Raw genomic sequence first — 12,219 nt, 5'->3', positions numbered from 1 at the left:
TCGGGATTGTCGATCTGGTTAAACGCCGGAAAACCTCAGTGAATGAAAGAAGGTAGTGACAGAAAAAAAACGGGGAATGCTGTATTTTTGCGGCCTGCAGACCCTGTTACTCGAAATCCGGGCTGAATAAATCAGATCCTGACCAAAAAGTATTTCCCCACTACTGAGTTCGACCCCTACCGGCCGGTTATGCTCAAAAACAATCTTCGTGACCTCCTGTTCAAACACCATCGTGCCACCGTTTTCTTCAATTACCTGCTCCAGCTTACCGGGCAGAAAAATGGTCGAACCGGCCGGATAATAGCTGCCACCGAGATGATTGTCGACAAACATCACCGCTGCCAGCACCGCCGGAGATTCTTCGAGAGTGGCATAGCAATAGGTCGAAGTTATCTTATCAAAAAACTTGAAAATCTCCGGATCGCTGAAATACTTTTCCAGCAGACTGCGGGCGCTTTTATTTAAGTAGCCCAGAAACCGGGCATAAGAGAGCGGATGTTTAATTAGACTTTTGAGGGCGCCGCGGGCGTCGGTTTCATCTGGGCTAGTATAATTGGGATTGGCGACCATCACATTGTTATACATTTTTTCGAGATCCCGATAAAACCGCCCGATATTGGCCTGTTCCGAAGGGAAAATCGTTCCCAGCTGGGCTGCAAACGCACTGATGTCGTCCCCAAAGCGAATCACATGGCCCTTGAAGTGCATACAGTAAAGCAGATCATGCTTCACCACCTCGAGCGGTTCTTCCAGACAATTAAAAACAAAGCGATGGGCGTTAAAGCCCTTTTCGCCAAATCCAAACAGCATTGCCGCGCCAATATCGAAGGTCGCGCCATTGCGTTTAAAAATCCCGCAGGAGCCCCCGGGATTATAGCTTTTTTCAATCACCGCAACCTTTAATCTGCTTTTGGCTAACAGACTCGCGGCGGTCAGGCCGGACAATCCCCCACCAATAATAATCGCATCAAATTCCATAACTGTTCCCTCTTTTGCGCTCGTTTTTTTGTTGTTGACATTATCTTCTAATTATACCCCGAATCATTATAATTACAACCAGAGAACCGATCAATTTTTCATCATTTTGTCCCATCATTGTTTATTCTGGCCAACAACAGGTATAATAACACCACCAAAACCAAGCTATCCGTTTAAAGCTTTGCCATTTCACAATCAAATAATCACAAATTTATCACCGGAGGTAGAAATGATTTTATATGGACTCAACCCCAATCAAATAATCCCCACAGCTGCGGCTCTGCGGCAAAAAGGTAAAGCCGCCCGCACCGTTATCACCTTTGTAAACCAGGGTACCTTTATTCCAGTTGACCGGGATGTCAATGCCATGATCGCAGAACAGAACCGTACCCGGCTGCCCGAGCTGATCGATCTGCGGCGGGAACGGATGTCGGTTTCACCCTTTACTTTTTACCGGGGTACCGCTCTGATCATGGCTCATGACCTGTCCCATCAGGCTATTACGGGGGCACCACTGATTATCTGTGGTGATGCCCACATTAATAATTTCGGCCTGTATGCCTCCCCCGAACGGCAGCTGGTTTTTGACCTCAACGATTTTGACGAGGCCGCCCCCGGCCCCTGGGAATGGGATCTGAAACGGCTGATCACCAGCATTATCCTCTGTGGCGAAGACCTGGGAATGCGGGACGAGCAGGTCAAGGAGGCTGCCACTAAAGCGGCTCTACACTACCGCTATGAACTCCGTAAATTACTAAAAACAAGCTCATTGAATCGTTACTACAGCAGTATTAGTGAGGCTGATATTCTCGACTCGGCATCAAAAAAAAGCAAGGCAACCTATAAGAAGGTCATCAAAAAAGCCAAAAACCGAAACTCCGAGCAGGTAATCTCTAAGATGACACAAAATGACGCCTATGGCCGCCGGGTTTTCACCGAAAAGCCTCCGGTCCTCACCCATCTCGATCCCGCCCTGGCCGGTGATGTTGAAGCCGCTTTTGAAGCCTATAAAAAAACCGTCCGCCCCGACATTGCCCTGCTGCTATCACAGCATCTCTTAACTGACGTGGCGCGCCGGGTGGTTGGCGTCGGCAGTGTTGGCACCCGTTGCTATCTGCTGGTGTTAACCTGTGAAAACGCCAGCCACCTGGTGCTCCAGATTAAAGAAGCTGCCCAATCGGTAGTGTCCCGTTACAATCCCATTGTTGGCTCACCGCTGGGAAATCTTAACCCCGAAAAAAACAACGGCCTACGGGTCACCACCTGTCAGCAAATTCTGCAGGCCTACTCCGATCCTTTTCTAGGCCATTTTCAGGCCAACGACCGCGATTTCTACGTCCGTCAATTCCGCGATATGAAGGGCTCCTTTGAAATGAATGAACTGACCAGCCAGGGTTTCCTGGAGTACGTCGAAGGCTGCGGCCTGTTGCTGGCCCGCGCTCACGCCCAAAGCCCCAACGCCAACTATGTGGCTGGCTACATCGGTAAATGCGAGGCCTTCGATAAAGCCATTGTTAAGTGGTGCTATGATTATTCCCGCCAAGTCTATCAAGACTATGAGAAATTTGTCAGGTAGTCGATCAGCCATAAAAAAAGAAAGCACCGATTAATTCGGGGCTTTCTTTTTTACGCCATCATGTTTCACCGTTTTCCCTTACTCAATGTTTATCCCTTTGATCGCGTTTAATTAAAAACACCCGTTTTGCAGGAATGTGGAGTAACCACTCCTCCGGCATACCAAAATCAAAGGTTTTCGATGTTTCAACTCTCAGGACACAACCCGAGCAATTAACAATGATGGTATTTGAATACACCCCTTCAATGACTTCAACTACTTCAACTGCATAATTATTGTCGTTGACTGAGTCTTTTGGTACAAAACGCAAATGATGGGCTCGGATCCCGGCAGTCATCATCCCATCAACCGGTTGAACTGGCTTTACTGCATCAAAAATCAGACGACCCGATTGCAATCTCAGGTTTTCGTCGCTTTCATCAATAAGCGTCACATCCAGGAAATTTTTACAGCCGGTAATCATTGCCGCTGTTAAGTTAGGCGGATGACAAATTAAATCCTTTTTACCCATCACCGGGTAATTCATGCCCTTTTCGATAATCATGATCTGATCACAGATACGGTAAGCTTCTTCAATGTCATGGGTCACCAGTAAGACAATCCCATTATAACTATTTTTGATAAGTTCTATCAGTTCAATTTCCAGCAACTGCTTGACATGGGCATCCAAAGCAGAGAACGGTTCATCCAGTAACAATAAATCCGGTTCTGCGATGAGTGTCCGTGCCAGCGCGGTTCGTTGTTGCTGACCACCGGAAAGCTGCGACGGATAATGATTGGACAGTCCCTCTAATTGCATCCGGGTAATCATTTCATTTACTTTTTTGTATCGCTCATCTTTTTTTAGATGCTTGATACCGTAGTCAATATTTTTATAAACTGTCATGTGTGGAAATAAGGCATAATTTTGAAACACATAGCCGATCTTTCTTTTTCGGGAGGGCAGATTTATTTTCTGCTTTGACGAATAAAAAATCTCACCATTAAGTTTTATCTCGCCATTATCTGGGGCAAAAAATCCAGCAATGGTCTTAAGCGTCATACTTTTACCACAGCCAGATGAACCCAGTAATCCTAAAACGCCTTTGTTTAAGGAAAACGAAACATCCAGATTAAAAGATCCCAAGTTATGCTCAATTGATACCTCTAACACACGCTTCACCCCCTTTTTACTTTTTGTTCCATACTATTAATAATAAACAACACCATCACTGCAATGCCAGTCATGATTAAGACAAGCATATTTGCCATATCTTTATTCCCGGCCTGAAGGGCATTATAGATGGCAATTGGCATGGTGCTTGTCTGCCCGGGAATATTGCCACCGATCATCAGGGTCGTCCCAAAATCGCCCAGTGCTCGCATAAAGCACATGGTCAGACCAGCAACAATTCCCCGCCATGAGATTGGAATAATAATGGTCAAGAAAATATTAAATTCGTTTCTTCCGAGCAAACGGGCCGCATTTAGATAGTCCTCATTGATTTCAAGAAATGCCGTCTTAGAGGATTTAATCAGGTAAGGAATTGATACAATCGTCGCCGCAATTACTACTCCAACGGGTGTAAATACCAGCATGATACCCAAGCTGTTTTCTAAAAATTGACCAACCGGTGATTGTCGGCCAAGTAGGACCAGTAAATAATAACCAAGCACGGTTGGCGGTAGAACAATCGGTAGACTCGTCAAGGTGTCTAAAAAGTTTACTACCCTGCCACGCTTACAGCTTAAAAAATAGGCAATCGGCAGGCCGATGACAAGACTGATGAGGGTTGAGCAAAGTGAAACCGCCAAAGACAAGTATAAGGGAAATAAATTGATGCTATCCATCTATCATTCAGTAGTGACAAAGCCATAACGACTCATGATTTCTCTGCCTTGCTCACTGTTAACATACTCAACAAATTTTTTACCGAGCTCTTCTTCCTTTGTGCCTTTTATCACGGCCATTGATTGTTTCAGGGGATTGTGCATTTTTGCATCGATCAAACTGAAATTCAACGTTGCTTGATCATTGAGTGATAGTGCTACAAACCCGGTATCGGCGTTACCAGTTGTGATTAGACTCAGTGTATCCGAAATATTATTACCATAAACCAGCTTTGGTTCCAGCGCTTCCCACAAACCAGCCGTCGTTAGAGCCTGTTTAGCCGCCAATCCATAAGGTGCATGGTCAGGGTTAGCAATGGCAATTTTTTTAGTTTCCGGATTTAATAAATCCTCCATCGTTTTTGCTTCAATTAAGCTATTTTTCATGGTAACCAGCCCAATTCTACCTAAAGCATAAAGTTGTTTAGTCTCTGACACAATAAAACCTTTACTGTCCAGATCATCCATCACAGTCTGGCTGGCCGATGCAAACACATCAAAGGGAGCACCATTGACAACTTGTTCAGATAAGGTACCGGTTGAACCAAAAGAGAATGTTACTTTACAATTATTAGCCTCTTCAAACGCTGCCCCAACTTCCGTGAACGCTTTAGTTAAATCAGAAGCCGCGGCGACGGTGAGTGTCTTTTGAGGTTCAGACGCACTGTTATCTTTAGAATTAGTGGTCTGACTTGCACGACAACCAGATAAAACTGTCAAAACTAACACCAGCAATACCAAAATCATGTTCTTTTTCATAATAATTTCCTCTTTTCACTGTTCTATGCATATGACCAAAACGAACGAATCGAAACATAATGTGATATAGAAATACAATTTATGTATCATTTCGTCCTATTTTAATTTATATTAATAGCATTGTCAATATAAAACTATACCATTTAGTACGAAACGTGATATAATAAATGAAAATAATCTATTTTACCCTTAGAAAGGATGTTTCTATGACAGATCGCATTGCGTTAAACACTCAGGAAGTCGCTGAGCTGTTAAAGGTTGGAAAAAACACGGTTTATGACTTAGTTAAACGAGGAGAAATCAATTCATATAAGGTTGGTAGAAAAATCCGATTTGCTTTGAGTGACGTTGAAGCCTATATTGAAAAATCTAAAAGTATTCAATCGGTTGCCTTACCTCCTAATGATCAGGAATCAAGGATAGAAAACCAACCGCCACAAATTGATTCGATTCCTAATGATCTGGTGATCTGTGGCCAGGATATCATCCTCGATGTTTTGTCCAATTTTATTGAACACCAATCAAATGGTCTACGCGTACTCCGCGCCTACACTGGAAGCTACAGCAGCTTAGTCTCTCTTTATTATGGAAAGGTTCAGGTTGCAACTGCACACTTATGGGATAGCGACACCGGACAATACAATGTTCCCTATGTGCGGAGACTTCTTCCCGGTATCCCTACTATTATCATTCATCTTGTATATCGCATGCAGGGTTTTTATGTTGCCAAGGGAAATCCGAAGAACATTCAAACCTGGACGGATTTAAAACGACCCGACATCACCATGATCAATCGCGAAAAGGGTGCTGGTTCCCGGGTATTGCTTGATGAAAATTTACGGCTATTGGGAATTGACAGCAGAACGATTAAAGGTTATCGCCGGGAAAGCCAATCCCATCTGGCTGTCGCCAGCGCTGTTGGTCGTGGCGCCGCAGATGTGGCGGTGGGAAATGAAAAAATCGCCAGACAGGTTGATCATATCGATTTTATCCCTTTACAAAAAGAACGATATGAGTTGGTTATCAAGAAAGAAGATTTATATTTGCCATCGATTCAGATGATGCTGGAAATCCTCCGTTCGGACGAGTACAAAAATGAAGTGATTGGTATTGGCGGATATGACGTTTCAGAGATGGGTAATATTGTGGCGGAAATTTAGGATTGCTATTTTTTACTAGTATAATTTTGTCAAAATAATAAACAAAGCGCAATCCACCACCTTTTCAGCCTTTATGTTTGAAGACTTTGTGTTGCTTCAGAATAACCGGATCCTCAGTGCGATTATTTATGTACTGGCCACGCTAGTCGTAAGCTTTCTGGCTTTTTACGGTGGCTTCCTGATTACAGCATCACTACCTGGCTAAACGATCACACCACGAAAAAAACATCAAAGCTTCGGGCTTTGATGTTTTTTGATACTATTTTCAACTCTATCTTGCCGGTGATGTCACCCTCTCTGCTTCATTAAAAATATTTTTAGATGCATCTTTCAGCGCTGGATACAAGCACTTTGCGAACATGATACTTGGTGCTAACCTGGTTCCATCTTCGAAAAACAATAATCAATAAAAGCAACCGTTGTCAGCGGACGGCTGAAAAGATATCCTTGGATGAAATCACAACCGAATTTTTTCAGGAATTCCAGTTGTTCCTCCGTCTCGACACCCTCGGCAACAACCTGAATGCCCAGACCATGGATTATCGTAATCATCGATTCTGCAATCATTTGCTCCCGCTCATCGGTTACCATGTTACTAATCAGCGAGCGATCCAATTTAATAATATCCAGGGGCAGATCTTTCATACAACCAAAGGAAGAGTAGCCGGTTCCAAAATCATCAAGCGCCAGTTTGACCCCCATTTGCTTTAATTCATAAAACACCTTGACGATTTCTTCGGTATCACGAATCAGAATGCTCTCGGTTATTTCTAGTTTAACAAAGGCCGGTTTGATACCAGCCTGATAGATTCCGCTAGCGACTGACTCGACCAGCTCGGTCCCGCGATTTTCAAATGACAATAGTGAAATATTAATGCTGACGGTCATTTCCTTAATGCCCATATCTTGCCAGTTTCTGACCGCTTGACAAGCTTCCCGGATGACCCAGTCGGTAATGGGAATGATCAATTTGCTTTTTTCAGCGATCGGGATAAAGTCAGCCGGCGAAATCCTCCCCAGATAGGGGTGATTCCAGCGCAACAGCGCTTCAGCGTGATTAAACACCCCCTTGTTAATGTCATAAATGGGCTGAAAGTGGAGCTCAAATTCTCCTTTTTCAAGGGCGACTTTCATATCTTTTTCCAAGATTGCTTCCCGGGTTCGGGTTTGATCCATTTCTGGTACATAGATAACAATTTTATTTCTTTCTTTTTTGGCCGCATATAAAGCCGTATCAGCATTTTTAACGGTTTGTTCGAGGCCTTCTGTTTCTGATCCAAAACTGATGCCAATGCTGGCGGTTAAATAGAAAAGCCGCCTTGCCACCATAAACTGGGTCGAAATTGACTTAAACACCTGCGATGCCAACTGCTCAACAAACTGCCAATCATGGGACTCGACAATAATGACATACTCATCACCGCCATAGCGATAAACTAAGCCACTGATACCAACGCATTTGAGGATTTTACTGGCCATTTCCAGAAGCACCTGATCGCCCTCATGATGGCCAAGCGCGTCGTTGATCACCCGGAAATTATCAATGTTGACAAGGATGACTGACTTTTTGCCTTTTTTTGCTTTTACATCCGCAAAACTTTTACTAAGCGCCTTGCGATTCAACAAACCGGTCAGCGGATCATGAAAATCAATATAGCGGATTTCTTCTTCTTTCAATTTTCGTTCATTAATGTTACGGCTGGAACTGACAATCTCGATCTCACCCAAGCCATTATAGCGATATCGCGATGAGGTCTCAACCCAGATGATCTCACCATTCTTACATGGTTACTGAACCTCATAAATGTATCGCTTCGGGTTGTCTGGTTCGGCAATAAACTCCTCGGTGGTGCGGGAAATTTCTTCCATAAAGTGATGGCCACTGTCAAATGCCAGCTTATCGACAAAGTGCTGAGCCATCGCTTCTTCGACAGTAAAACCGCGCAAATCCTTGATTGATGGGCTGATATAGACAAATTTTCCGGTACTAACATTGTACACCCAGATCATATCCGCGGTGGTATCTGCCAATAACCGATATTTTTCTTCGCGTTCGGCAATCAAAGTCTTCGATTCGATAATTTTTTGAGTCTGGCTTTCCAGCCCATCAAAAATCATTGTGAATAAATAGCTTAAACCCAAGATGACAATCTGTGCCGTGAAGGCATTGACCAGCCAGTAGTTGTTAAATACTTCAATCGCCAGACCGTTGAAAACATCCAAATAAAGCAGCACGGTCAAAATTACGAAAACATTCAGATTAATGGCGAAAAATATCCGATTCCGTTTTTTATTTAACAGCGCTACCGACAACACAAACGAAAAAACCACACTGATCATCCCGGCACCATAGGGGCCGGTATAAACAAGCAACACGATACTGACCACATAGATACTCAATATAATCAGAAATTTTCTAGTATCAGTTCGCAACTTTTTATTATAGATCGCAAAAACAATGACCAAAAAAACCATCGCTTCAACCATCGCCAGAATAACATATCCATCGATATAAAACAGATATGATCCGTAAAGAAGGATCGGGCCGCCTAAAAATATTAAGAAAAACGACAGCAAGGAAAAGATTTTATTGCTCCAAAATTCAATGCCAGTAGTGTCATCACTGGCAACTGCATCTCGATTAATTACTGAATCAAAAAATGCTTTTATTTTCTCTCTATTCATCGGTGTATCCTCTTTAGCTTGTCTGTTTATTTAAAAATTTACTATGACTATCCTAAAAATAATATGATGCTTAACTAGTCTTTTTGAAATGCTCCCTTTTCTGGTTGCAACCGGCAAGTGTTGTCTCTGTTATAATGGTTAGCGATTTACTACATTTCGTTTTTCGCCGGCCAGAAAACAGGTCAGATTATCAACGGCAATGTCCATCAGGCGTTGCCGACTTTCCCGGGGTGCCCAGGAAATATGCGGCGTAATGATGATATTTTTGGCCTCGAGCAATGGGTTGGTTAGTCTGATCGGCTCGCTAGATACCACATCGACCGCCGCGCCACCCACCTTACCGCTATTGAGGGCATCACGCAAATCCTCTTCAACAATCAGCTGGCCGCGGGAATTATTGATAATTAAAACGCCATCCTTCATTTTTTTAATATTTTCAGTATTGATGATACCCCGGGTCTCGTCAAAAAGCGGACAATGAAGAACAATCACATCGGCTGATACAAACAATTCATCCTGAGTGACGTATTGACAGGTTTCTGATTCCAACTCCGGCTGTTTATCAAGATCATTAGCCAGCACCTTCATCCCCAGCGCCTGAGCAATATGACCAGTGCGCTGACCGATTTTACCAAAGCCAATAATCCCCATCGTTTTTCCACTCAGTTCAATCAGCGGATAATTCCAGTAGCTCCAATCGGGGTTATTGGTCCAGTCACCAGAAAGTACTGACGCCGAATGATCGCCAATCCGGTGGCACAATTCCATCAGCAGGGCGATCGCAAATTGAGACACCGCATTCGTACCATAGCTGGGAATATTGGTCACAGCTATAAACCGTTCTTTGGCCGCAAGGACATCAACGATGTTGTAACCGGTGGCTAGCACCCCGATATATTTGAGCTGTTGGCAGACTGCCAATGTTTCTTTGGTGATCGGGGTTTTGTTGGTAAACACGATTTCGGCAGTGCCGATCCGCTTAACAACCTCGACTTCCGCCGTCCGATCATAAACCGTAACCGCTCCCAATTTTTTAAGACCATCCCAGCTGAGATCGCCAGGATTTAATGCATATCCATCCAATACGACTATTTCCATTTTTGTCACCTGTTCCTGTGTAAATTTGGCTCTTATTTATACCAATGCTTTATATCGATGCTGCAACTACAGCTCTCCTTATTCGGGCAGCACATCCGGTGGCGGCGCCTTGATTAAAATCAACTCGAGGGTTTCCGGATTAAAGTTATTAAGAATCATCTTGGTATTTGATGGTATTTTTAATACCGTGCCTGCCGGATAAGCGTAATAATCCTGATCACCCAGCTGCAGCGAAACTATTCCCCGCATCACCGTCATATACACCACAGCATTAGTATAATGCTCGGGAAATCCATCACTCTGATTAATAATCACATGCATGTAATGAAGGTTTTCATCCAGAATTACCTTTTCAACGACCTTCTCATTTCCACCTGTTAGTGTAAAAATCTGCTCAATCATATTGTTTTCTCCTTTTCTTTTCACTCCTACGTTCATTCCAATCTACGATGTAAATATTATACCCACATTTAAGCGGTTTAAAAAGACCGAACCATTAATATTTGCATTGGTTATGGTCTTTTTTCGAACATTCTTGATAAAATCACCCGTTGGTTGATTCTATCAACCATAATCAAATGCAAATCGATTGAACTTTTTTTGCAAAAGTTTTTATGATCATAGTGAGTTGATGAAATCAAAGAAATTAGTTTTGTCGCTAAACGCTGGCTTGACATTCAGTTTAATAATGCTGGAATTCCAATCTTCGTTTTTGCGAAGTTCCCGATGAGAAATTGTGATCTCGGCATCACATTATTTACGTAACATCACTTTTATGCGCTTGACAATCTGTACCACGATTAGAGGGACTATCGAAAAAAGCACAATACTCATGTATAGCTGGCTATTTAAAACGCTTATTTCGAATATTTTTTGCAACGGTTCTAGGAATAGAACAGCTGCTAACAATAAAGCCCCTGAAAGCAAAGCTAAGTAGCTATATGGATTAATCAACAATGTTCTTAGCGAAAGCGGAGCGTCCGTACGACAGTTCAAGCCATGAACAAGGCGTGATAAGCTTAATGTTGCAAAGGCCATTGTCATTCCTGCACCCTGACCTCCGGTCTGATAACCTAAATAAAAAGCAGTCATAGTGACAATTGCAATAATTGAGCCTTCGAAAAGCACCTGTAATCCGAAATTCTTATCAAGGATAGGTTTGCTTGCATCTCTAGGCTTATCTCTCATCAACCCATCTTGAGCCGGCTCAAGCCCGATAGCTATTGCAGGCAAACTATCTGTCAGAAGGTTAATAAAGAGTAAATGAACTGCTGAAAAAGGTGCTGCTAAACCCACAATCGAGGCATAAACTACGGCCAGGATTCCAGCGGTATTGCCCGATAGCAAAAATCGTATCGCATTTTTTATATTGCCAAAAATACTTCTGCCATTACTAATAGCCTTGATAATCGTCGAAAAATTATCATCTGTTAAAACCATACTTGCGGCATCCTTTGCCACTTCTGTTCCTGAGATCCCCATGGCAATACCGATATCTGCACATTTAAGGGCTGGCGCATCATTAACACCATCTCCCGTCATAGCAACAACATGTCCAAGGGCTTGCCAAGCACTAACAATACGTATTTTATGTTCGGGTGATACCCTTGCATAGACTGATATTTTGGGTACTAAAGCAATCAGTTCATCCTCTTTCAGATTTTCAATGTCTGCACCTTCTATTGCTTGATCGCCTTCTCTTAGAATACCAATTTGTCGAGCTATTGCCGATGCCGTCACTTTATGATCCCCAGTAATCATAATCGGTTTTATCCCTGCTACTAAACAGCTTTCTACCGCAGCTTTAGATTCAACTCTTGGTGGATCCATCATAGCAACTAATCCAAAAAGTATCATCTCATCTTCATGGGCTAATGTTAGTGTTTCTACCTCAACTTCTTTCCATGCAAAGGCTAGTACACGCAAACCTTGATCTGCAAGTTCAAAATTCATTTTATTATAAAGTTCTTTATCTGCCTGTGTTATCGGACGAACTCCTTCTGCTGTCTCGATATGTGTTGAACGTATCAAGAGAACATCCATAGCACCCTTGGTAAAAACAACAGCTTTCTCATCGATGTATTGCAATGTCGT

At 43.0% G+C, this 12,219-nt stretch carries 12 protein-coding genes; 3 read left to right on the top strand and 9 right to left on the bottom strand.

What is annotated here, in order from left to right:
- Window positions 1-18: 18 nt before the first annotated feature.
- Window positions 19-978, bottom strand: coding sequence for an NAD(P)/FAD-dependent oxidoreductase (locus QZ998_RS11080; RefSeq protein WP_296560592.1), 960 nt, complete (start codon window positions 976-978; stop codon window positions 19-21).
- Between the two features lie 229 nt (window positions 979-1,207).
- Here QZ998_RS11080 and QZ998_RS11075 point away from each other — a divergent pair, with 229 nt between their 5' ends.
- Window positions 1,208-2,554: a DUF2252 domain-containing protein gene (locus QZ998_RS11075; protein ID WP_296560591.1), complete on the top strand. Its 1,347-nt coding sequence runs from the start codon at window positions 1,208-1,210 to the stop codon at window positions 2,552-2,554.
- Window positions 2,555-2,636: 82 nt separating this feature from the next.
- Here QZ998_RS11075 and QZ998_RS11070 read toward each other — a convergent pair whose 3' ends face one another.
- Genes QZ998_RS11070 through modA form a run of 3 tightly spaced genes read right to left on the bottom strand, consistent with a single transcriptional unit; the run spans window position 2,637 to window position 5,182 of the window.
- Window positions 2,637-3,707 (bottom strand): ATP-binding cassette domain-containing protein, encoded by a 1,071-nt coding sequence (locus tag QZ998_RS11070; protein WP_296560590.1) that lies wholly within the window; start codon window positions 3,705-3,707, stop codon window positions 2,637-2,639.
- A 5-nt stretch (window positions 3,708-3,712) separates the two neighbouring features.
- Window positions 3,713-4,384, bottom strand: coding sequence for a molybdate ABC transporter permease subunit (modB, locus tag QZ998_RS11065; protein ID WP_296560588.1), 672 nt, complete (start codon window positions 4,382-4,384; stop codon window positions 3,713-3,715).
- Between the two features lie 3 nt (window positions 4,385-4,387).
- Entirely contained in the window at window positions 4,388-5,182 is a 795-nt protein-coding gene (gene modA, locus QZ998_RS11060) for a molybdate ABC transporter substrate-binding protein (protein ID WP_296560587.1), read from the bottom strand.
- A 206-nt stretch (window positions 5,183-5,388) separates the two neighbouring features.
- On the opposite strand from modA, the gene QZ998_RS11055 reads away from it, so the two are divergent.
- Window positions 5,389-6,342: a helix-turn-helix transcriptional regulator gene (locus QZ998_RS11055; RefSeq protein WP_296560586.1), complete on the top strand. Its 954-nt coding sequence runs from the start codon at window positions 5,389-5,391 to the stop codon at window positions 6,340-6,342.
- Between the two features lie 73 nt (window positions 6,343-6,415).
- Window positions 6,416-6,547: a hypothetical protein gene (locus QZ998_RS11050; RefSeq protein WP_296560584.1), complete on the top strand. Its 132-nt coding sequence runs from the start codon at window positions 6,416-6,418 to the stop codon at window positions 6,545-6,547.
- A gap of 167 nt (window positions 6,548-6,714) precedes the next feature.
- On the opposite strand, the gene QZ998_RS11045 is transcribed toward QZ998_RS11050, so the two are convergent.
- The 5 genes from QZ998_RS11045 to QZ998_RS11025 all read right to left on the bottom strand — a co-directional run.
- The gene (locus QZ998_RS11045) at window positions 6,715-8,070 is read right to left on the bottom strand and encodes a bifunctional diguanylate cyclase/phosphodiesterase (RefSeq protein WP_296560582.1); all 1,356 of its coding nucleotides are present in this window, start codon (window positions 8,068-8,070) and stop codon (window positions 6,715-6,717) included.
- A 60-nt stretch (window positions 8,071-8,130) separates the two neighbouring features.
- Window positions 8,131-9,027, bottom strand: a complete 897-nt coding sequence (locus QZ998_RS11040) for a PAS domain S-box protein (RefSeq protein ID WP_296560580.1) — start codon at window positions 9,025-9,027, stop codon at window positions 8,131-8,133.
- A 138-nt stretch (window positions 9,028-9,165) separates the two neighbouring features.
- On the bottom strand, window positions 9,166-10,125 hold the full coding sequence (locus tag QZ998_RS11035) for a D-2-hydroxyacid dehydrogenase (RefSeq protein ID WP_296560579.1): 960 nt from the start codon (window positions 10,123-10,125) through the stop codon (window positions 9,166-9,168).
- A 78-nt stretch (window positions 10,126-10,203) separates the two neighbouring features.
- Window positions 10,204-10,527, bottom strand: coding sequence for a cupin domain-containing protein (locus QZ998_RS11030; RefSeq protein WP_296560577.1), 324 nt, complete (start codon window positions 10,525-10,527; stop codon window positions 10,204-10,206).
- Window positions 10,528-10,878: 351 nt separating this feature from the next.
- A partial coding sequence (locus QZ998_RS11025; RefSeq protein ID WP_296560576.1) for a cation-translocating P-type ATPase occupies window positions 10,879-12,219 on the bottom strand: 1,341 nt, incomplete at its 5' end.

The sequence above is a fragment of the uncultured Acetobacterium sp. genome (assembly GCF_927416815.1).
In the GTDB taxonomy this organism is placed as follows: Bacteria; Bacillota; Clostridia; order Eubacteriales; family Eubacteriaceae; genus Acetobacterium.
This window is presented reverse-complemented; position numbering and strand designations above follow the sequence as displayed.

Excerpts from the sequence above, each read along its gene's own strand:
- QZ998_RS11055 (WP_296560586.1), top strand. The coding sequence starts at position 5,389 with ATGACAGATCGCATTGCGTTAAACACTCAGGAAGTCGCTGAGCTGTTA.
- QZ998_RS11035 (WP_296560579.1), bottom strand. The coding sequence starts at position 10,125 with ATGGAAATAGTCGTATTGGATGGATATGCATTAAATCCTGGCGATCTC.
- QZ998_RS11050 (WP_296560584.1), top strand. The coding sequence starts at position 6,416 with ATGTTTGAAGACTTTGTGTTGCTTCAGAATAACCGGATCCTCAGTGCG.
- modB (WP_296560588.1), bottom strand. The coding sequence starts at position 4,384 with ATGGATAGCATCAATTTATTTCCCTTATACTTGTCTTTGGCGGTTTCA.
- QZ998_RS11030 (WP_296560577.1), bottom strand. The coding sequence starts at position 10,527 with ATGATTGAGCAGATTTTTACACTAACAGGTGGAAATGAGAAGGTCGTT.
- QZ998_RS11080 (WP_296560592.1), bottom strand. The coding sequence starts at position 978 with ATGGAATTTGATGCGATTATTATTGGTGGGGGATTGTCCGGCCTGACC.
- QZ998_RS11040 (WP_296560580.1), bottom strand. The coding sequence starts at position 9,027 with ATGAATAGAGAGAAAATAAAAGCATTTTTTGATTCAGTAATTAATCGA.
- QZ998_RS11075 (WP_296560591.1), top strand. The coding sequence starts at position 1,208 with ATGATTTTATATGGACTCAACCCCAATCAAATAATCCCCACAGCTGCG.
- modA (WP_296560587.1), bottom strand. The coding sequence starts at position 5,182 with ATGAAAAAGAACATGATTTTGGTATTGCTGGTGTTAGTTTTGACAGTT.